Origin of the sequence: Pseudomonas sp. SJZ080, from assembly GCF_007828295.1 — a bacterium.
Lineage (GTDB): Bacteria > Pseudomonadota > Gammaproteobacteria > Pseudomonadales > Pseudomonadaceae > Aquipseudomonas > Aquipseudomonas migulae_A.
Genome location: NZ_VIUK01000012.1, coordinates 171896 through 190417 on the forward strand (window position 1 = coordinate 171896; position 18522 = coordinate 190417).

The 18522-nt window shown below is 59.8% G+C and carries 23 protein-coding genes and 1 pseudogene; 10 read left to right on the forward strand and 14 right to left on the reverse strand.

Going from position 1 to position 18522, the window contains the following annotated elements:
- Positions 1 to 2 precede the first annotated feature (2 nt).
- Complete coding sequence (gene serS, locus FBY04_RS17555; protein ID WP_145315909.1) at positions 3 to 1283, forward strand: serine--tRNA ligase; 1281 nt, start codon at positions 3 to 5, stop codon at positions 1281 to 1283.
- Entirely contained in the window at positions 1284 to 2678 is a 1395-nt protein-coding gene (cysG, locus tag FBY04_RS17560; protein WP_084321278.1) for a siroheme synthase CysG, read from the forward strand.
- Between the two features lie 127 nt (positions 2679 to 2805).
- Here cysG and FBY04_RS17565 read toward each other — a convergent pair whose 3' ends face one another.
- From FBY04_RS17565 to FBY04_RS17605, 9 genes are all read right to left on the reverse strand, one after another.
- Complete coding sequence (locus tag FBY04_RS17565; RefSeq protein ID WP_084321277.1) at positions 2806 to 3813, reverse strand: glutathione S-transferase family protein; 1008 nt, start codon at positions 3811 to 3813, stop codon at positions 2806 to 2808.
- A 90-nt stretch (positions 3814 to 3903) separates the two neighbouring features.
- The gene (locus FBY04_RS17570) at positions 3904 to 4905 is read right to left on the reverse strand and encodes a glycosyl transferase family protein (protein WP_145315911.1); all 1002 of its coding nucleotides are present in this window, start codon (positions 4903 to 4905) and stop codon (positions 3904 to 3906) included.
- Entirely contained in the window at positions 4902 to 5237 is a 336-nt protein-coding gene (locus FBY04_RS17575; protein ID WP_084321275.1) for a TusE/DsrC/DsvC family sulfur relay protein, read from the reverse strand. Before FBY04_RS17575 ends, FBY04_RS17570 begins: the two co-directional genes overlap by 4 nt.
- On the reverse strand, positions 5234 to 5527 hold the full coding sequence (gene tusB / locus FBY04_RS17580; protein WP_084321274.1) for a sulfurtransferase complex subunit TusB: 294 nt from the start codon (positions 5525 to 5527) through the stop codon (positions 5234 to 5236). The genes FBY04_RS17575 and tusB overlap by 4 nt, the downstream gene beginning before the upstream one ends.
- Entirely contained in the window at positions 5527 to 5889 is a 363-nt protein-coding gene (gene tusC / locus FBY04_RS17585) for a sulfurtransferase complex subunit TusC (RefSeq protein WP_145315913.1), read from the reverse strand. The genes tusB and tusC overlap by 1 nt, the downstream gene beginning before the upstream one ends.
- A 1-nt stretch (position 5890) precedes the next feature.
- Positions 5891 to 6283, reverse strand: coding sequence for a sulfurtransferase complex subunit TusD (gene tusD / locus FBY04_RS17590; protein ID WP_084321272.1), 393 nt, complete (start codon positions 6281 to 6283; stop codon positions 5891 to 5893).
- Positions 6284 to 6472: 189 nt separating this feature from the next.
- Positions 6473 to 7177, reverse strand: a complete 705-nt coding sequence (locus FBY04_RS17595) for a YoaK family protein (RefSeq protein WP_145315915.1) — start codon at positions 7175 to 7177, stop codon at positions 6473 to 6475.
- 28 nt (positions 7178 to 7205) lie between these two features.
- The gene (locus FBY04_RS17600) at positions 7206 to 7535 is read right to left on the reverse strand and encodes a DUF6388 family protein (RefSeq protein ID WP_084321270.1); all 330 of its coding nucleotides are present in this window, start codon (positions 7533 to 7535) and stop codon (positions 7206 to 7208) included.
- Between the two features lie 20 nt (positions 7536 to 7555).
- The gene (locus tag FBY04_RS17605) at positions 7556 to 7801 is read right to left on the reverse strand and encodes a hypothetical protein (protein ID WP_084321269.1); all 246 of its coding nucleotides are present in this window, start codon (positions 7799 to 7801) and stop codon (positions 7556 to 7558) included.
- Between the two features lie 161 nt (positions 7802 to 7962).
- Between FBY04_RS17605 and FBY04_RS17610 the strand changes: the two genes are divergently transcribed.
- The gene (locus tag FBY04_RS17610; RefSeq protein WP_145315917.1) at positions 7963 to 8313 is read left to right on the forward strand and encodes a hypothetical protein; all 351 of its coding nucleotides are present in this window, start codon (positions 7963 to 7965) and stop codon (positions 8311 to 8313) included.
- A gap of 148 nt (positions 8314 to 8461) precedes the next feature.
- Here FBY04_RS17610 and FBY04_RS17615 read toward each other — a convergent pair whose 3' ends face one another.
- Positions 8462 to 8887: a GNAT family N-acetyltransferase gene (locus tag FBY04_RS17615; RefSeq protein ID WP_084321267.1), complete on the reverse strand. Its 426-nt coding sequence runs from the start codon at positions 8885 to 8887 to the stop codon at positions 8462 to 8464.
- Between the two features lie 149 nt (positions 8888 to 9036).
- On the opposite strand from FBY04_RS17615, the gene FBY04_RS17620 reads away from it, so the two are divergent.
- Both FBY04_RS17620 and FBY04_RS17625 read left to right on the forward strand, forming a co-directional pair.
- Positions 9037 to 9474 (forward strand): hemerythrin domain-containing protein, encoded by a 438-nt coding sequence (locus tag FBY04_RS17620; RefSeq protein ID WP_084321266.1) that lies wholly within the window; start codon positions 9037 to 9039, stop codon positions 9472 to 9474.
- A gap of 52 nt (positions 9475 to 9526) precedes the next feature.
- Positions 9527 to 10117 (forward strand): NUDIX domain-containing protein, encoded by a 591-nt coding sequence (locus tag FBY04_RS17625; protein WP_084321265.1) that lies wholly within the window; start codon positions 9527 to 9529, stop codon positions 10115 to 10117.
- A gap of 118 nt (positions 10118 to 10235) precedes the next feature.
- Here the strand turns inward: FBY04_RS17625 and FBY04_RS17630 are convergent, their stop codons facing one another.
- The gene (locus FBY04_RS17630; protein ID WP_084321264.1) at positions 10236 to 10748 is read right to left on the reverse strand and encodes a methylated-DNA--[protein]-cysteine S-methyltransferase; all 513 of its coding nucleotides are present in this window, start codon (positions 10746 to 10748) and stop codon (positions 10236 to 10238) included.
- Between the two features lie 150 nt (positions 10749 to 10898).
- Between FBY04_RS17630 and ggt the strand changes: the two genes are divergently transcribed.
- From ggt to FBY04_RS17650, 4 genes are all read left to right on the forward strand, one after another.
- Positions 10899 to 12626: a gamma-glutamyltransferase gene (ggt, locus tag FBY04_RS17635; RefSeq protein WP_145315919.1), complete on the forward strand. Its 1728-nt coding sequence runs from the start codon at positions 10899 to 10901 to the stop codon at positions 12624 to 12626.
- A 69-nt stretch (positions 12627 to 12695) separates the two neighbouring features.
- On the forward strand, positions 12696 to 13229 hold the full coding sequence (locus tag FBY04_RS17640; protein ID WP_145315921.1) for a cysteine hydrolase family protein: 534 nt from the start codon (positions 12696 to 12698) through the stop codon (positions 13227 to 13229).
- 410 nt (positions 13230 to 13639) lie between these two features.
- Positions 13640 to 14746, forward strand: coding sequence for a sterol desaturase family protein (locus FBY04_RS17645; protein ID WP_084321261.1), 1107 nt, complete (start codon positions 13640 to 13642; stop codon positions 14744 to 14746).
- Complete coding sequence (locus FBY04_RS17650; protein ID WP_145315923.1) at positions 14647 to 15105, forward strand: N-acetyltransferase; 459 nt, start codon at positions 14647 to 14649, stop codon at positions 15103 to 15105. Before FBY04_RS17645 ends, FBY04_RS17650 begins: the two co-directional genes overlap by 100 nt.
- A 4-nt stretch (positions 15106 to 15109) precedes the next feature.
- Here the strand turns inward: FBY04_RS17650 and FBY04_RS17655 are convergent, their stop codons facing one another.
- From FBY04_RS17655 to FBY04_RS17665, 3 genes are read right to left on the reverse strand one after another with little or no spacing between them, the layout of a single operon-like run.
- Positions 15110 to 16552 carry a M15 family metallopeptidase gene (locus tag FBY04_RS17655; RefSeq protein WP_145315925.1) on the reverse strand — a complete coding sequence of 481 codons (1443 nt, stop codon included), beginning with the start codon at positions 16550 to 16552 and terminating at the stop codon, positions 15110 to 15112.
- A 40-nt stretch (positions 16553 to 16592) separates the two neighbouring features.
- Positions 16593 to 16919, reverse strand: a complete 327-nt coding sequence (locus tag FBY04_RS17660; RefSeq protein ID WP_145315927.1) for an NIPSNAP family protein — start codon at positions 16917 to 16919, stop codon at positions 16593 to 16595.
- 60 nt (positions 16920 to 16979) lie between these two features.
- Positions 16980 to 17741, reverse strand: a complete 762-nt coding sequence (locus tag FBY04_RS17665) for a hypothetical protein (protein WP_084321257.1) — start codon at positions 17739 to 17741, stop codon at positions 16980 to 16982.
- Between the two features lie 403 nt (positions 17742 to 18144).
- Between FBY04_RS17665 and FBY04_RS17670 the strand changes: the two are divergent.
- Positions 18145 to 18522, forward strand: a pseudogene (locus tag FBY04_RS17670) (GntP family permease); the annotation flags it as partial.

Sequence of the window (18522 nt, forward strand, 5' to 3'; positions counted from 1 at the left end):
ACATGCTCGATTCCAAACTGTTACGTAGCAACCTTCAGGACGTAGCGGACCGCTTGGCATCCCGTGGCTACACGCTGGATGTTGCGCGCATCGAAGCGCTGGAAGAACAGCGCAAGACCGTCCAGACCCGCACCGAAGCACTGCAGGCTGAACGTAATGCGCGCTCCAAATCCATCGGTCAGGCCAAGCAGCGCGGCGAAGACATCGCGCCGTTGATGGCGGACGTCGAGCGCATGGCCAACGAGTTGAGCGCCGGCAAAGTCGAGCTGGATGCGATCCAGAGCGATCTCGATTCGATCCTGCTCGGTATCCCGAACCTGCCGCACGAGTCTGTGCCGATCGGCGATGACGAAGACGGCAACGTCGAAGTGCGCCGCTGGGGTACCCCGACCGCGTTCGATTTCCCGGTCCAGGACCATGTCGCCCTGGGCGAGAAGTTCGGCTGGTTGGACTTCGAAACCGCCGCCAAACTGTCCGGCGCCCGTTTCGCCCTGCTGCGCGGCCCGATCGCTCGTCTGCACCGCGCCCTGGCGCAATTCATGATCAACCTGCACACCAGCGAACACGGTTACGAAGAGGCTTACACGCCTTATCTGGTCCAGGCGCCGGCGCTGCAAGGCACTGGTCAACTACCGAAATTCGAAGAAGACCTGTTCAAGATCGCTCGTGAAGGCGAGGCCGATCTGTACCTGATCCCGACCGCCGAAGTGTCGCTGACCAACATCGTCGCCGGCGAAATCGTCGATTCGAAACTGCTGCCGATCAAGTTCGTCGCTCACACCCCGTGCTTCCGTAGCGAAGCCGGCGCATCGGGTCGCGATACCCGCGGCATGATCCGTCAGCACCAGTTCGACAAGGTTGAAATGGTCCAGATCGTTGAGCCATCGACCTCGATGGAAGCGCTGGAAGGCCTGACTGCCAACGCCGAAAAAGTCCTGCAACTCCTGGGGCTGCCTTATCGCACGATTGCCCTGTGCACCGGCGACATGGGCTTCAGCGCGGTCAAGACCTACGACCTGGAAGTGTGGATCCCGAGCCAGGACAAATACCGCGAGATTTCGTCGTGCTCCAACTGCGGCGACTTCCAGGCCCGTCGTATGCAGGCCCGTTTCCGTAACCCGGAAACCGGCAAGCCTGAACTGGTTCACACCCTGAACGGTTCCGGTCTGGCGGTCGGTCGTACGCTGGTGGCGGTGCTGGAAAACTACCAGCAGGCCGACGGCTCGATCCGAGTGCCTGAAGTGCTGAAACCGTACATGGGTGGCCTCGAGGTCATCGGCTAAATGGACTATCTGCCGCTGTTCCATAACCTTCGCGGCAGTCGTGTCTTGGTCGTCGGTGGGGGGGAGATTGCCTTGCGCAAATCCCGCCTGCTGGCCGAAGCCGGTGCGCTGCTGCGGGTGGTCGCACCTGAAATCGAACCGCAACTGCGTGAGCTGGTTACCGGCAGCGGTGGCGAGTGCCTGTTGCGTGGTTACGTCGAAGCGGATCTGCAGGGTTGCGGGCTGATCATTGCCGCCACCGATGACGAACCGCTGAACGCGCAAGTGTCCGCCGATGCCCATCGGCGTTGCGTGCCGGTCAATGTGGTGGATGCGCCTGCGCTGTGCAGCGTGATTTTCCCGGCCATCGTCGACCGTTCGCCGCTGATCATCGCCGTGTCCAGCGGCGGCGATGCGCCGGTGCTGGCGCGTCTGATCCGCGCGAAAATCGAAACCTGGATTCCTTCGACCTACGGTCAACTGGCCGGGCTGGCGGCGCGTTTTCGCAACCAGGTCAAAGGTCTGTTCCCGGATGTGCAGCAGCGCCGGGCGTTCTGGGAAGAGGTGTTCCAGGGCCCGATTGCCGACCGGCAACTGGCCGGGCAGGGCGCCGAAGCCGAGCGTCTGTTACAGGCAAAAATCGATGGCGAAGCGCCTGTTGCCGTGGGCGAAGTCTATTTGGTGGGGGCGGGGCCGGGTGATCCGGATCTGCTGACCTTCCGCGCCTTGCGCCTGATGCAGCAAGCCGATGTGGTGCTGTATGACCGTCTGGTGGCGCCGGCGATTCTGGAGTTATGCCGTCGCGATGCCGAGCGGGTCTACGTCGGCAAGCGTCGCGCCGATCACGCCGTGCCGCAGGATCAGATCAATCAGCAATTGGTGGATCTGGCCAAACAGGGCAAGCGTGTCGTGCGGTTGAAGGGCGGTGATCCGTTTATTTTCGGACGCGGCGGTGAAGAGATCGAAGAACTGGCGGCCCATGGCATCCCGTTCCAGGTTGTGCCGGGGATCACGGCGGCCAGCGGTTGCGCGGCGTACGCCGGGATTCCGCTGACCCATCGCGATTACGCGCAGTCGGTGCGATTTGTCACCGGTCACTTGAAGGACGGCTCCACCGATTTGCCATGGGCCGATCTGGTCGCACCGGCGCAAACCCTGGTGTTTTACATGGGGCTGGTGGGCTTGCCGATCATCTGCGAGCAGTTGATCAAGCATGGTCGCGGGGCGGATACCCCGGCGGCGTTGATCCAGCAGGGCACCACGGTCAATCAGCGAGTGTTTACCGGCACCCTCGCCGATCTTCCACGGCTGGTGGCGGAGCATGAAGTGCATGCGCCGACGCTGGTGATTGTCGGGGAAGTGGTGCAACTGCGCGAGAAACTGGCGTGGTTTGAAGGGGCTCAGGCGCAGGTCTGAAGACCGAGTTGCCCCCATCGCGAGCAAGCCCGCTCCCACATTCGATCGAGTTCTAACAGAAGAATACGGTCAAATGTGGGAGCGGGCTTGCTCGCGATAGGGCCCTCAGCCCTCTGCGAATTTCGGATCAAACCTGGGCCTTGCGCCAAACCCCTTTCCCGCTCAACCGCGTCCGATCATGGGGTGCCGTGAAATCCTGCTCCGGCCCTTTCGGCACGATACCCGTCGGGTTGATGGTCTTGTGACTGCCGTAATAGTGGTTCTTGATGTGGGTGAAATCCACCGTCTCGGCAATACCCGGCCACTGATAAATCTCGCGCAACCAGTTTGACAGGTTCGGATAATCGGCAATCCGCCGCAGGTTGCACTTGAAGTGCCCGTGGTACACCGCATCAAAGCGGATCAGCGTGGTAAACAACCGAATGTCCGCTTCCGTCAGGTATTCACCCACCAGATAACGATTGGCGTCCAACAGCGCTTCCAGCCGATCCAGCTCGGCAAACACCTCATCGAACGCCTCTTCATAAGCCTTTTGCGACGTGGCAAACCCGGCGCGATACACGCCGTTGTTCACCGCCGGATAAATCTGTTCGTTCAGCGCATCGATCTCGCCCCGCAGAGGCGCCGGATAAAAGTCCAGGTCATTGCCGGTCAATTCATCGAACGCACCATTGAACATGCGGATGATCTCCGCCGACTCATTGTTGACGATGCGATTCTGCTGCTTGTCCCAGAGCACCGGCACGGTAACGCGGCCGGTGTAGTCGGCGGTATCGGCGGTATAGCGTTGGTGCATGAAGTCGAAGTGATCGAGCTTGTCGCCGGTCGAGCCCAGGTGCTTGTCGAAGGTCCAGCCGTTTTCCAGCATCAACCAGCTGACTACCGACACGTCGATCAGGTTTTCGAGGCCTTTGAGTTTGCGCAGGATCAACGTGCGATGCGCCCACGGACAGGCGAGGGACACATACAAATGGTAGCGTCCCGCTTCGGCCGCAAAGCCACCGACACCGGTCGGGCCGGGTTTGCCGTCGGCGGTCAACCAGTTGCGACGCTGCGCCTGTTCACGCTGGAACGCGCCGTCCTTGCTGCTTTCGTACCACTGGTCATGCCAGCGACCTTCAACTAACAAACCCATGTTCAAGACTCCTTAACCAATAAGCGTTGGAGAGGAGTCTATTCCGATAGGTTCGATAAAAAAGCGCAAAGCTTAAAGGGTTATGATCGGTTAAATCGATCTATCCCGAGCATCCCAATACTGCCGGGCGGTTTCGAAGGCTTGCTCGCGAGTCTTGCCGAGGCCGCGCAAGGCGAGGGCCATGGTCGCGATCAGCGCCATTTGCGGGTAACTGTCGACCACGTCGCCACGCCATACGGCTTTTAAATGCTCGGGGTCGAGCGAGGCGGGTTTTACGTGACGCTGGCTCGACAGCTGCGGCCATTCCTCATCCCAGCTCTCGCCACCGGTGGTGCCGTACAAGTGACTGTCGGCGTCCGGGTTGATCTCGATCTCGCCGCCATCGCCCTTGACCACGATCGCGGTGTCACCGAGCAAACCGCTGGCATCGCGGTGCACCGCCTGATAGCCGGGGTGAAAAATGCTTTGCAGGCCACAGCGAGCGTTCAACGGATTGAGAGTTCGCGCCAGGGAGTGGATCGGCGAGCGCAGGCCGAGGGTGTTGCGCAGGTCGATCATGCGTTGAAGTTGCGGCGCCCAATCCACCAGCGGCATGAACGCCAGGCCGCCGTTATCGAGGGCCGAACCGACCTGTTGCCAGTTGCGGCACAGCGGGATGTTCAACTCGTCCAGCAGTTGCTCGCTGTACAGTCGCCCGGCGGTGTGCGCGCCACCGCCGTGCATGAAAATCCGCACCCCGTTCTGCGCCAGGCACTTGGCCGCCAGCAGATACCACGGCAAATGACGCTTCTTGCCGGCGTAGGTCGGCCAGTCCAGATCGACATTCAATGCCGGTGCCTGCAAACGTTCACGCAAGGCTTCGGTGAACCCGGCCATCTCCTCGGCGCTTTCTTCCTTGTGCCGCAACAGCATCAGAAAGGCGCCGAGCTGGGTGTCCTCGACCTTGTCGTCGAGCACCATGCCCATGGCTTCGCGGGCTTCTTGCCGGGTCAGGTCCCGGGCGCCACGCTTGCCTTTGCCGAGGATCCGCACGAATTGGGCGAACGGGTGTTCGGCAGGCGTTTCGAGAGTCAGCGCTGGGTAGTCGGTCATAAGCAGTTCGTCGGTTTGGGCAGGCCCGCCAGTTTCGCGGCGAGTTTGGCAGGGGTGCCTTTGAACAGTCGGTTCAGGTGCAAGCTGTTGCCTTTCAGCGGGCCGAGCTTCAACGCGGTGTACTTGATCAGCGGGCGCGTCGCCGGGGACAGCTGGAATTCGGCGTAGAAGCTGCGCAGCAGTTCGAGGATTTCCCAATGGTCAGGGCTCAACTCGATGTCTTCTGCGGCGGCCAGGGCGCAGGCCACTTCGGTGGACCAGTCGCTCAGTTCAACCAGGAATCCATCCTTGTCCAGCTCGATGGCGCGGGCGCCGACGGTCAGTGAATTCATAGCCAACTGTTGACCTTGTCATAGTGAATCGACAGTTCGACGAAGGCTGCGTAGTCGATGGCCTTGGCGGTGTCAGGAATCTCCAACGCGCGTGCCCGGGCGTCTTCGGCCAGCACGAACAGCGTCGGGTGGCGAGCATTCAGCGCGGTGCAGGGCACGGTGCCCGGCTGCAACGCGTACACCGCGTCGCCGGTCAGCAGCAGCGCATCGTCTGCGCCGATCACGCGCAGGCAACTGGTCAGGCGATCGTCGCCGAACGGGGAATGAGACAACACATGTAAAGTCGACATCAGAGGGTGATCACCTGGTCGTAACGGTCAATGAGGGCGGTGATGTCGTGGGCGCTCAGTACCTGGACGTCTTCGAGCGCCAGACCGGTCGTCTCCAGACCGCGTTCAGCGGCGCTGTCGCCACAGACGAAGAGGTCTTCGACGCCGAACATCGGCAATGCCTGCAGGTTGGCGCTCAGGTCTTTCTGTTGCAGGGCTTTGGCGTCCTGTTTCGCGGTGAGCTGGAATACCCCGTCATCGAGAAACAGCAGGCCGATCGGCAGGTCGAACGCGCCGCCGGCCAGCACGATGTCCAGCGCTTCCCGCGCATTCGGCCCGGACCACGGTGCCTGACGGCTGATAATCAGCAGGGACTTGGGCATGTCACGCACCTCCGAAGCAGATCAAGCGGTCAGCTTCCTGCACCGCGTCATGCAACTGGCCGAGCCCGGACAGTTCCCAGGGCGCGCCGACGGCGACCGCTTCACGCTGATAACGTTGGGCTTCTTCTGCGTTCAACACGCCACGGCGCAGGGCGGCGGCGATGCAGACCACGCCGTCCAACTGGTGCTCGGTGACAAAGGCGCGCCATTGCTTGGGCAAATCCTGTTCATCCTGCGGCGTGACCACGGCGGCGGAGGCGTTGTACACGCCGTCCTGATAGAAAAACAGCCGGACAATTTCATGCCCGCCGGCCAGCGCAGCCTGGGCGAACAGCAAGGCACGGCGCGAGGAGGGCGCATGGGCGGCGGAAAACAGCGCGATGGCGAACTTCATGACAGACTCGATCAGCGAAACTGCGGCCATGATAAGGCGTGGACCGAGTTGTCGCCATCGCCAGCAAGCCGGCTCCTACAGGATCTGTGTCTTATGCAAGACCGCGACCCGCCGCAAACCCCTGTAGGCGCTGGCTTGCCAGCGGTGGCGGTCTGTCTGCCGACTTAAATGCCGGATTTGCTACGCCTCTCAACGCGGCATATACCCCAACTGCCAGCGTCGCGGAATCTTCAGCGACAGCCCTCCCAGTGCACCCGCCAGCAATCCGCTGACAAACAGCGCCTTGAGCCCAAGATGATGCTCCAGCACGGCACCCAGCACTGCGCCGGCAAACATGCCGGTCCAGGGGATCAGTTGCACCCGCCAGCCGTTACGCCGCTCGCCGAGCATCCAGCGTCCCAGGCCGCGGCCGAAACGCGACAGGGCGCCGGTGACGTAGGTCAGCCCCACCGGCAGACCGTTCACCTCTTCGACAGCGGCATTGAGCATGCCCATGGCAATGATCGTTGCCAGCAGCGCCGGCAGTTGTTCGTCGTAGGGCCAGGCCGCGGCCCCACACAACAGCATGGCGATGCACAACAGCAACGGCAGCGCCCGACGCCCGCCAACACGACTGACCACAATGCCCAAGGCGTTACCGATGATGAACGTCGACACGAGGAGCACCAGACGCAATGTCAGGCCCATGTCGCCATCGCTGATCGCCACGGCGAGGCGGGTGGTGTTGCCGCTCATGAAGGAGACGAAGTCGCCGCTGGCCATGAAGCCGATGGCGTCGGTCATGCCGGCGAGTACCGAGAGCGCGGCCACCAGCGACAGGCCGATGCGTCCGCGCCATTTCTGGATGTGCAGGTGTCCCGGACTGGCGTGGATAGTGGAGGATGAAGGCAGCATCGGCGAGAGGATCCTTGATCGGCAACGGTTACGGATTCAATCCGTATAACTCACAATATTCCCGCCAGTCCATCCCTGCCATTTCGGCCACTTCCCTGTGCACGTTCAGGCGTTGCGCCTCGTAGTCTTCAGGCGTGGGGGCGGTCAGTTGCAGAGTCAGTTCCCAGGCGAACAAACCCAGGCGCTCGGCCTCGGCTTCGAACGCTTCATGCAAGCGTTCGTCGCGAAATTGCGCCGCTGTTTCACCCTTGACCTGGGCGAGCAGCGGGTTGAGGTTGTCGAGCTCGTGCTGCAATTCGGGGCGCTCATCGAGAAACTTCTTCAGCGCTTGCTCGTGTTGCTGTTCGGTTGCCGCCATGGTCGCTCCTTGAGAATGGGTTACGAAGACTGTTTCTTGGCCTTGGCCGCCGCCGCCAGGCATTCGAGGGCAAACTGCTCGCAGTAGGTCATCTGGATCGGCGTGGTTTCGCCCTTGACGGTGCGTTCGCCGTCGAGGATGTAACGAATCCGCTTGTCGGTGACGCCGATTCGCTTGGCGATCCAGGAAGGCGTCTGACCGATCTGGCTGATCAGCTTGTCGGCATATTCAGCGGTCGGTTTGTAAAATTCGGCGTTGGGTGTCATGGACGTTCCAGAAAAAATGGGCCCGGAAAGAGGGGCGATGCAGCGTATGGCGCGACAGGGTGCGCGAATCGTTGCGCGGTGTCGCGGTATAAATTCAGTAAAGCAGAACGATACGCTCGCCCACGGTGATACAGTCCGCTTTTTCTTGATGAGCACATGCAATGCGAATTCTGATGGTGGCGCTGGCCGCAACGTTGCTGGCGGGATGTGCGGGTTCTGTAATGAACGATGCCCGTACCGGAACTCCGTACAAAACCCTGACGTCGGACAAGCCGGAAAAAGTCGTTGCCCAGTGCGTGCAGTTCTCCTGGCAGGACGAGGCGGTGTTCGGCGTCGATGCGGGCGCGTACCTGCAGCCGGGCAAGAAGGGTGGATCGACTGTTTACACGCGCTCGGCGGAATCCTTTGTGGACATCACCGCAGATGCGTCGGGTACGACGTTGAGTTACTACGCGCAGCATGACGACTTTGTTGCCAAGCGCCGGTTGGCGGCGTTGGCGACTTGCCTGTGATCTGATGGATTGACGCAGTATCCCTGTGGGAGCGGGCTTGCTCGCGAAAGCGGTGGTTCAGTCAATATCAATGTTTAATGACCCACCGCTTTCGCGAGCAAGCCCGCTCCCACATTTGTTCGGTGTCGATCGGGTAAATGGGGCTCGATCAGTTGAGCAGGCGCTTCTGGAAAAAGAACCGCTTATGCCCCGGCGGGTAGTCAACGATCTGCCCCAACTCGCTATACCCGAGCTTCTTGTAAAACTCCGGCGCCTGAAAATCGAAGGTGTCCAGCCAGATCCCCACGCATTCCTTCTCCCGCGCCAGGTCTTCAGCCATCTGCATCAGCCTTGCGCCGAGGCCTTGTCCCCGACCCTGTTCCGGCACCGACAGCAATTCGATAAACAGCCACTGATAAAAAAACCGGCCATACAGTCCGCCCTGGATTTCACCCTGGTCATCGCGCACCAGCAGGGCCAGCGGTTGCGCTTTGCCGTCACCCGCTTGCGCGACGTTGTAGGCCCGCAATGGAGCAAGGATCGCTTCGCGATCTTCCGGTGTCGGGTTTTGTGACAGTTCGATGCTGAGTGTCATCGGCTAAATCCTTAAGGCGGTGAAGCACGAGCGTATCCGGGTCGCGACGATTGTTCTATCCCCTGATGAACAGAGGAACCGTTGCCAGCGCGAAGATGTCTAGCCATTACAACGTCATTCCAGAACTCAGCCGATGAGGGCCACCTGCCTTGAACATTTTTGAAGCCTTGCGCGAAAGCCATGACCGCCAACGCACCTACGCGGATGCATTGGTCAAGACCAGCGGCGACACCCCGGAACGCGTCGAAGCGTACAAACAGCTCAAGTCCGAACTCCAGGCTCACGAAACCGCTGAAGAACGGCATTTCTATATCCCGTTGATGGCATTCGATAGCGGTGTCGACCTCAGCCGCCATGCGATTTCCGAACACCACGAGATGGACGAAATGATGGAGGAACTCGACGAGACCGAGATGTCCAGCCCGGCCTGGCTGGTGGCCGCGAAGAAACTTTCCGAGAAGGTCCATCACCACTTGAAGGAGGAAGAGCAGAAGTTCTTCCAGATGGCCGGCAAGTTGCTCGACGACAAGCAGAAAGAATCGCTCGCCGGGCAATATGAGAAGGAATACAAGGCTCAACTGTCATGAGGGGATTTTCGTCTAAGATGGGCGCCTTCTGACGATATAAGGACGCCTTGTCATGCCGAACACAGCCGAGCGGGTCAACATCATCGAGTCCCAGGTACTGTCCCACGACTGGTACCTGCTGAAGAAAATCACCTTTGATTATCAGCGCAACAATGGCGAATGGCAGCGCCAGACCCGCGAGGTCTACGACCGTGGCAATGGCGCGGCGATTCTGCTGTTCAACCGCGAAAAGAGAACCGTCGTGCTGACGCGGCAGTTCCGCTTGCCGGTATTCGTCAATGGTCACGACGGTTTGCTGATCGAAGTGGCGGCGGGGTTGCTTGAAGGCGCCGCGCCGCAAGAGCGCATACGCGATGAAGCGGAAGAGGAAACCGGTTATCGCGTGCACCATGTGCAGAAGGTTTTCGAGGCCTACATGAGCCCCGGCTCGGTGACGGAAAAACTGCACTTTTTCATCGCCGAATATGACGCTTCATCGAAAGTCAGCGAGGGTGGCGGGCTGGAGGAAGAAACCGAAGAGCTGGAAGTGCTGGAGTGGTCGTTCGATGCGGCGCTCGAGTCGTTTTATCGCGGCGAAATCTGCGATGCGAAGACCATCATGCTGCTGCAGTATGCGGCGATGAAAAACATCTTCACGGCTTAACAACCGCACACAATCCAGTAGGAGCTGCCGCAGACTGCGATCTTTTGATCTTGATTCTTGGCGTTTTTGCGAACACCGGAAGATCAAAAGATCGCAGCCTGCGGCAGCTCCTGCGAAATCAAAAGCCTTCCAGTCTTCCCGTTGCACCCCATTGCCCGCCCTCCAGCGTCAGCAACAATTCCTTCGCCTCAAGCCCGCCTGCAAAACCCGTCAGTTTCCCCGACGCGCCAATCACCCGATGACACGGCGCAACAATCGAGATCGGGTTCTTGCCATTCGCCGCACCCACCGCGCGAACCGCGCTCGGGTTGCCGATCTGCTGGGCAATCTGGCTATAGCTGCGGGTTTCGCCGAACGGAATGGTCAACAGCGCTTGCCACACCTTCTTCTGAAAGTCCGTCCCGACGAAATCCAGTTCCAGGTCGAAGCGGTTTCGTGTGCCGGCAAAGTATTCAGTCAACTGTTGTCGGGCGCGAACAAGGATCGGGTTGTCCGGGGCTTCGCTCACTGGACCGAGCCGCACCCGACCCGGTTTGTCGTTTTCCCAGAGGATGGCCGCCAGTCTCGAGCCGTTCGCGACCAGCTTCAATTCGCCGACCGGGGAGGCCATGGTGGTGAAGGTAAACGTCATGCCGGCGAACTCCGAAAACAGGTGAGCAGGGGGCAAGCATACTGCCTCGTCGGGGAGGCGCAATACGTAATCCCAGCCATACTGCGTACTGCTCTTGAAACGTTTTCTCTGTTTTTTTTACCGACCCTAAAAACAAAAAGAGACCGACTCATGAAGTTCGAACCTTTTGCCAAATCGCTCATAGCGACCTCCTTGGCGCTCAGCTGCCTGATGGCCCACGCGGCCTCCGTTGCGCCCGTCGCCGCCGAAAACGGCATGGTGGTCACCGCCCAGCATCTGGCCAGCCACGTGGGTGTGGATGTGCTCAAGAGCGGTGGCAACGCCGTCGATGCCGCCGTCGCGGTCGGGTATGCGCTGGCGGTGGTGTATCCCGCGGCGGGCAACCTGGGTGGCGGCGGTTTCATGACCATTCAACTGGCGGACGGGCGCAAGACCTTCCTCGACTTCCGCGAAAAAGCGCCCCTGGCCGCGACTGCCGACATGTACCTCGACAAGGCGGGCAATGTCGTCCCGGACCTCAGCACCCGCGGCCACCTCGCGGTCGGCGTGCCGGGCACGGTCTCCGGCATGGAACTGGCACTGAGCAAGTACGGCACCAAACCGCGCAAGGAAGTGATCGCACCGGCCATCAAGCTCGCTGAAGACGGGTTCACGCTGGAGCAGGGCGATGTCGATTTGCTGGAGTACGCCACCGATGTGTTCAAGAAGGACATCAAGGATTCCGGCTCGATCTTCCTGAGCAACGGCGAGCCGATGCAGGTCGGGCAGAAACTCGTTCAAAAAGACCTGGGCAAGACCCTGCGGGAAATTTCCGAAAAAGGTGCGGACGGGTTCTACAAGGGTTGGGTGGCCGATGCCATCGTCACCTCCAGCCAGGCCAACAAGGGCATCATCACCCAGGCCGACCTCGACAAATACAAGACCCGCGAACTGGCGCCGATCGAGTGCGACTATCGCGGTTACCACGTGGTCTCGGCACCACCGCCAAGCTCTGGCGGCGTGGTCATCTGCGAGATCATGAACATCCTCGACGGCTACCCGATGAAGGACCTGGGCTACCACTCGGCGCAGGGCATGCACTACCAGATCGAAGCCATGCGCCACGCGTATGTGGACCGCAACAGCTACCTCGGCGACCCGGACTTCGTGAAGAACCCGATCGCGCATCTGCTGGATAAAAACTACGCGACCAAAATCCGCGCCGCCATCAACCCACAGAAGGCCGCTGTGTCCAGCGAGCTCAAACCCGGGGTCGCGCCCCACGAAGGCAGCAACACCACCCATTACTCGATCGTCGACAAGTGGGGCAACGCGGTCTCGGTGACCTACACCTTGAACGACTGGTTCGGCGCCGGCGTCATGGCCAGCAAGACCGGGGTCATTCTCAATGACGAAATGGACGACTTCACCTCGAAAATCGGCGTGCCGAACATGTACGGCCTGGTGCAAGGGGAGGCCAACGCCATCGCGCCCGGCAAGGCGCCGTTGTCGTCCATGAGCCCGACCATCGTCACCAAGGATGGCAAAGTGGTGATGGTTGTCGGCACGCCGGGTGGCAGTCGCATCATCACCGCGACCTTGCTGACCATCCTCAACGTGATCGATTACGGCATGAACATCCAGGAAGCGGTGGATGCGCCGCGTTTCCACCAGCAGTGGCTGCCGGAAGAGACCAACCTGGAAACCTTCACCACCAGCCCGGACACAGTGAAGCTGCTCGAAAGCTGGGGGCACAAGTTCGCCGGGCCGCAAGATGCCAATCATATCGCGGCCATCCTGGTCGGGGCGCCGTCGCTGGACGGTAAACCGGTGGGCAAAAACCGTTTCTACGGGGCGAACGATCCGCGTCGTAACACCGGGTTGTCGCTGGGTTATTGAGGGTTGTTTCCGCAAGGGGACGGAGTTAGTTTCTGTCCCCTGACTCATCGACAGATCAAGGAAGGAATCATGACCACCGCATTGTTAATCATCGACGTCCAGCAGGCGCTCTGCGCTGGTGAGTACGAGTGCTTCGAGATTGCGCGCGTCATCGAACGCATCAACGGTCTCAGCGCCCGCGCCCGAACGGCCGGGATTCCGGTGGTGCTGATCCAGCATGAGGAAGAGGGCAGTCTGCTGGCGTATAACGCCGACGGCTGGCAACTGGCCGAAGGGCTGGATGTCTCGCCGAAGGACTTGCGGGTTCGCAAAACCACATCGGATTCGTTCTACCAGACCACTCTGCAAAAGCTGCTGCCGAAGGAGGATTTCGAACGCCTGGTCATCTGCGGTCTGCAAACCGACTATTGCGTGAACGCCACCGTGCGTCAGGCACTGAAACTGGAGTACGACGTGGTGCTGGCGGCTGACGCTCACTCCACTGTCGACAACGGAAACCTTGCCGCCGAAGACATCATCGCCGAGCACAACAAGGACCTGGCGCGTCTGACCGGTTCGGTGGCACGGATCGACGTGACGCCCGCGGCGGCCATCACGTTCTAGCGTTGTTTTTTGCAGGAGCCAGATTGGTTGGCGATGGCGATTTTTCGAACGCCATCGCCAGCAAGCCGGCTCCTACAAGGTTTTGCGGTGTCCTCGGCCGCGGCGTTGAGAACCCGATCCTGTAGGCGCCGGCTTGCTGGCGATAACCGTCTCATGATCGCCATCGCCAGGAAGCGCCCCCTACCGTCAATCAACCGCCTCAAGTCGCCAACATCAGCCCCTTCGTTCCGGTATCACCCCCTCCGACACCAGTAGGTGCGCGTCGCCGACCAGATGCAATGTACGCCTGCAACCTCAGTTCACTGCACAGGGGAGGGACGTGCAGAGACCCGAACTGGAACCACACTCAAGAATCGTTCTCGGTTAGGGTATGATTGGCAATTCCTTGTATTGATGGAGGCGAGTCCATTTTGGATGCCCTTGCGCTGCTCTATAACGGCCTGACCGAGTGGGTGATCGAGCCCGTCATTCACCAGTTCCTGGGTCTTTTCGATCTGAACGGGCGCATGGGTTTACTGTTTCTGTTCTCGTCATACAGCATCGCCTACGGCCTGTTTCGGTTCAGAAAGCATCGAGGTCTCACCGAAGCCCAGTCGTTCGGACAGTTCATCGGCGGGCGTCGTGTGTATTTCCATCGTTCGGCGTTGCTCGATTACCGCTACTACTTTGTGCGGGCGATTCTGAAAGTGGCGTTGGTGTTGCCGATTGTCGGCCTGGTAGACCCGATCGTTCTGCGCTCCGGTGACTACATCACCTTTTTCACCAACCTGTGGGGCGCGCGGGTGCAAGTGGAGCAGAACCTGTCACTGTGCTTGCTCTACGGCCTCGGCGTTTTCCTGGTGAAAGACTTCATGGCCTATTGGGCGCACCGCGCCTTTCATTCCCGATGGCTCTGGGCCTTTCACAAAGTCCATCATTCGGCGCCGGTGCTGGTGCCGGCAACGGCCAGTCGGGTTCATTTCGTCGAGAAGATTGTCGAAAAGCTTTCAACGATCATCGGCATCGGCGCCTATGCCGGCGTCTTCTGGTATGCCTGTGGTGGCGAGATCAGCCGCTATTCCCTGTTTGGCGTGACGTATCTGGTGTTCATCCTCAATGCGCTGGCGGGAAACCTGCGTCACAGCCATGTCTGGCTGTCGTACGGCCCAGTGCTCGAGCACGTACTTAACAGCCCGGCCCAGCACCAGATCCACCACAGCGACGCACCGCAACACTTCAACAAAAACTTCAGTATCAACCTGTCACTGTGGGACTGGATGTTCGGTACGCTCTACGTCACCACGTCCAGGCCCGAAGTCCTCCGGTTCGGCACCGGTGAACAGGATCACGACCGATACCTGACGGTCTACAGCCTGATCGTCACGCCGTTTATCGACATTGCCCGACACACCACTGCTGCCTCACGGAGACCCCTCTCATGGATGTCCAGGTCCATCGCGCCGACGCCACCCACCTCGACAACGTCGCCAGCCTGTTCGACGCCTATCGAGGTTTCTACGGCCAACCCTCAAACCTGACGCAATCGCGTGACTTTATCGCCGAGCGCCTTGCCCGGGATGAATCGGTGATCTTCTTCGCCCAGGACCCCACCGGCGAAACGCTGGGTTTCGTCCAGTTGTTCCCGACTTTTTCTTCCATCGATGCGCACCGCACCTGGCTGCTCGGCGATCTGTTCACTGCACCCGCCGCCCGAGGCCGCGGGGTCGCGACGCAGCTGATGAACACCGCACGATCCTTCGCGTTGCTGACCGGCGCCAAAGGCATGGTGCTGGAAACGGCCACGGACAATCACCAGGCACAACGCTTGTATGAATCCCTGGGCTACGTGCGCGAAACGGGTTACTACACCTATTGCCTCGATTTGAAGCAGGGCTGATGTCTCACCGTTCCGGGAGATTCCAGCGTTCGCGCAGGTGCTCGTATTGCGCCTCGGGCATTTGCACCAGCAAGGGAGACTGGCGAGGATCGAGCCAGTCGAACAAATGGGAGATGTCCGCCTGATCCATGGCCGTGCAGCCTGCCGTCGGCGAGGTCGGGCTGCGCCAGATGTGGAAGAAAATGCACGAGCCCGAGGCGGGGGACGCCGGTGTGTTGTGCTCGATGACGATGCCCTTGCGATAACCTTCCTCGCTGCGCATGCGTTCGGCGCTGTTCCAGTCCTTGGCGATCTTCGAGCCGTCGACCAGCTCGTTGTAGCGTGCGGAGTGGCTGTCGTCGACGCATTCGATGGCCGGTGTCAGTGCGAGGTAAGGCAGTTTCGTTTCGGCCGTGTTGTCGTAGCCAAATGCCGTTCCGAGCGTGAACACCCCGGCCGGCGTTTTTCCGTCGCCTTCACGTTTCACCGGCCCCTCGCCTGGCTCAACGCTGCTCAACCCTTTGCCCCAGGCCATGCCGTTTTTGCCGACCACCACGGCAAACGCATTACCCGATTTTCGAAAGGTCTTGCCATCCCGCTCATAGCGTTGGGCGGTGCCCTGGATGTCGTCCCAGTTTTTGCTGGTGACCACAATCAGCTGATGGCTGGCGTCGAGTGCTTCGCTGGCGCTAAGCGGCGTGATCGGGAAATTCATGACTTCGTTCGGCGCGCCGGCGCCGGCGCCTGCGTAAGTGAAGTGCCACCATTCTTTCGAGTACCCGGAAAACCCTTCTTTTTCCATCGCACTGCTTAGCCGCTGACGATTGTCCTTCGCGGCCGCGCTGATTGTCGGGTTGGCGGTATGCGTCCGCTCATCGAAGCAATCGAAACCGGTGCCCATGTCGAGCGCGCCGTCATGCCAGCGTTGAGCGTAGGGGGCCGTGCAATCGACCTGCGCGGCCGAAGGCGTCCAGGTTGCGGCGGGCAACGCTTTCGGTCCGGTCAGTGTCAGGTCGACGGTCGAACCGCGGGAGTGATTCGACACCCGCGCCACATACCCCAGGCGCCAGAAATCCTGCTTGTCCACGCGCGGGTAGAACTCGGCCTTGCGCGGGTCGCCCGGTTCGTTTGCGAAGCGCGCCATATCGGCGACAGCGCGATTCGGTCGATAGCAGTCGAAGACCTTCAAACCATAACCCTGCGAGCGCAGCGCTGTTTGTACTCGCGCGAGCGCCTTGGCGGCGTCGAGCGTCATCAGGCACTCGGCGGCCGCGTAACCGTCGAGTGGGTGACCGGTGAAGTTGTGGGCGCCGGCGTAGCGAATGTCCTGCTCGATGGTCGGATCAATCGTACGCAAGTAGACCATGTGCTCGGGCCGTGGCTCGGCACGGGTCACGGTGGGGATGACGATAGTCAGGAACAGCAGTGACTGCAGCCAGGATCGTGCGGTTTTGTAAGGGGAACCCATGCGATTTCTCCTGGTGAGGGCTACACACTGCCGACCGACATCAGGCGGGTTGTTGCGCCTGATCGCCAAACACGGGCCTGAAAAAACTGCGCTCATAACTGAGGATGCATTTTGTCTCTTCAGCGAACTTGAACGCCGCGATGCACTCAGGATCTTTCATGGAGTCCTGCCGATAACGCTCGTAGGCTGCAAAGCTTGGAAAGCTGAACATCGCCATGGCGATATTGTTCGCGCCTTCGGACGGCAGGAAGTAGCCGTGATGCTGGCCACCGAATTTTTCAACGAGTGGAATCCACAACTTTCCATAGTGTTCGAACGCCTCGATCTGGTAGGGGTCGAGTACGTATTTCAGATAACAGGTGATCATGTTTCGCTCTCCTTTTGTATGAACCGATGATCTCGCGCGGCGATCGCAAGTCGCTGATGCCTAGTGCATGACAATCTCACTGAACTTGAGCGTCAGTGAATCATTATTTCCGTCACGAAAGCCCAGCTTGATCGCGGGCGTTTTGCTCAACTTGCTGTTGCTCTGCTGGAAATTCAGGGTAACCCGGGTCGGTACGTTGCGGATCAACTGAAACTGAAGATAGTAATTATCCTCGACCTGTCCCACCCGGATCGATTGGGGTTTGAGCGGTCCACCGGATTCGTCGAACAGCATGGTGCCATCGTCGAAGCGAAAGCTGCGGTCGACGTTCAGGTTGGTCAACTCGAAGGTGCAGGTGGGCAAGCGACCAATGTTTTCGCAACCTTCCAGTTCGATGCGCACGTTATCCAGCACTTCCATGCGCTTGCCCAGCAGGTTGCTAGCTTCGTTTTCGACGACCTTTGATTGCAGTTTGGCGAACTCGAACGAGGGCTTGGCGAATTCCGTACCCAGAATGAAAAAGCCGAAAGACAGGCCGGCGACCATGAAAAATTGCAGCACACCTCTGAGCATCGGTGTGAAGTTACGAATTTGCCAGCCGATGGACACCACCCCGAGAAACAGGAAAGTGCTGACCAGCAAGACCACGTTTTTCCAACTGATGAAGCTGAAGCCGAATACGCTGGGGTCGGGTACGGCATAGGTGATCAACGCCCAGAGGGCGCCCAGTACGACACCGAGTCCAGCCATGCCACGGGTTATCAGTGAGGTGACTTTTTGCGTGCGGGTCGGTGCTGTGAGGGAATCTTGTTGTGGCGTCAATGCTGCCAACTCCTTGTCGTGTAGCCGTCCGTGCTTGAAGGCGAATGTCGGGCTGTTAAAAGAACCGTGATATAGGCCAGGTGAGTGGCAGGTTGCCATTATCCAGTAACGACGGGCCAGGTAAAGCTCGACGATGTTCGATCACCTCCCATTAAAACCAGCTGGCGATTCTTGCTCGGGTAATCCGCTATGTAATCTCTGGTTGCCAGATTGATGCAGAAAATCAGGCTGTGCTCGATGAAAATCCGCCTGACCCAATTTCAAAAACCACGACCCTCCATACCTCTACGCGACAACCCTTATCCCTCTACGAAAATTACTTTCGCCTCGTTTGAAAATCGCTCTTCGAAATGTTTTATGAGTTTCACAACCCATTCGACGTGACCCTTTCGAGGAGTACCGCATGACCCTGTCCTTCGGCTATTGGCTGCTGGTGTATGCCGCCATTGCCATCATTGCCCTGATCGTTCTGATCGCCCGTTATCGACTCAATCCGTTCATCGTGATCACCCTGGTCTCCATCGGCCTGGCACTGCTGGCCGGCATGCCGCCGTCCGGGGTGGTCGGTGCGTACGAGGCCGGTGTCGGTAAAACCCTGGGGCACATCGCGCTGGTGGTGGCGCTGGGCACGATGCTCGGCAAGATGATGGCCGAGTCCGGTGGCGCCGAGCAGGTGGCGCGTACGTTGATCGACCGTTTCGGCGAGAAGAACGCGCACTGGGCGATGGTCTGCATCGCCTTCCTGGTCGGGTTGCCGTTGTTCTTCGAGGTCGGTTTTGTG

Bases quoted from the DNA above. Each gene is read 5' to 3' on its own strand.
- serS (WP_145315909.1), top strand. From the start codon at position 3: ATGCTCGATTCCAAACTGTTACGTAGCAACCTTCAGGACGTAGCGGAC.
- cysG (WP_084321278.1), top strand. From the start codon at position 1,284: ATGGACTATCTGCCGCTGTTCCATAACCTTCGCGGCAGTCGTGTCTTG.
- FBY04_RS17565 (WP_084321277.1), bottom strand. From the start codon at position 3,813: ATGGGTTTGTTAGTTGAAGGTCGCTGGCATGACCAGTGGTACGAAAGC.
- FBY04_RS17570 (WP_145315911.1), bottom strand. From the start codon at position 4,905: ATGACCGACTACCCAGCGCTGACTCTCGAAACGCCTGCCGAACACCCG.
- FBY04_RS17575 (WP_084321275.1), bottom strand. From the start codon at position 5,237: ATGAATTCACTGACCGTCGGCGCCCGCGCCATCGAGCTGGACAAGGAT.
- tusB (WP_084321274.1), bottom strand. From the start codon at position 5,527: ATGTCGACTTTACATGTGTTGTCTCATTCCCCGTTCGGCGACGATCGC.
- tusC (WP_145315913.1), bottom strand. From the start codon at position 5,889: ATGCCCAAGTCCCTGCTGATTATCAGCCGTCAGGCACCGTGGTCCGGG.
- tusD (WP_084321272.1), bottom strand. From the start codon at position 6,283: ATGAAGTTCGCCATCGCGCTGTTTTCCGCCGCCCATGCGCCCTCCTCG.
- FBY04_RS17595 (WP_145315915.1), bottom strand. From the start codon at position 7,177: ATGCTGCCTTCATCCTCCACTATCCACGCCAGTCCGGGACACCTGCAC.
- FBY04_RS17600 (WP_084321270.1), bottom strand. From the start codon at position 7,535: ATGGCGGCAACCGAACAGCAACACGAGCAAGCGCTGAAGAAGTTTCTC.
- FBY04_RS17605 (WP_084321269.1), bottom strand. From the start codon at position 7,801: ATGACACCCAACGCCGAATTTTACAAACCGACCGCTGAATATGCCGAC.
- FBY04_RS17610 (WP_145315917.1), top strand. From the start codon at position 7,963: ATGCGAATTCTGATGGTGGCGCTGGCCGCAACGTTGCTGGCGGGATGT.
- FBY04_RS17615 (WP_084321267.1), bottom strand. From the start codon at position 8,887: ATGACACTCAGCATCGAACTGTCACAAAACCCGACACCGGAAGATCGC.
- FBY04_RS17625 (WP_084321265.1), top strand. From the start codon at position 9,527: ATGCCGAACACAGCCGAGCGGGTCAACATCATCGAGTCCCAGGTACTG.
- FBY04_RS17630 (WP_084321264.1), bottom strand. From the start codon at position 10,748: ATGACGTTTACCTTCACCACCATGGCCTCCCCGGTCGGCGAATTGAAG.
- ggt (WP_145315919.1), top strand. From the start codon at position 10,899: ATGAAGTTCGAACCTTTTGCCAAATCGCTCATAGCGACCTCCTTGGCG.
- FBY04_RS17640 (WP_145315921.1), top strand. From the start codon at position 12,696: ATGACCACCGCATTGTTAATCATCGACGTCCAGCAGGCGCTCTGCGCT.
- FBY04_RS17650 (WP_145315923.1), top strand. From the start codon at position 14,647: ATGGATGTCCAGGTCCATCGCGCCGACGCCACCCACCTCGACAACGTC.
- FBY04_RS17655 (WP_145315925.1), bottom strand. From the start codon at position 16,552: ATGGGTTCCCCTTACAAAACCGCACGATCCTGGCTGCAGTCACTGCTG.
- FBY04_RS17660 (WP_145315927.1), bottom strand. From the start codon at position 16,919: ATGATCACCTGTTATCTGAAATACGTACTCGACCCCTACCAGATCGAG.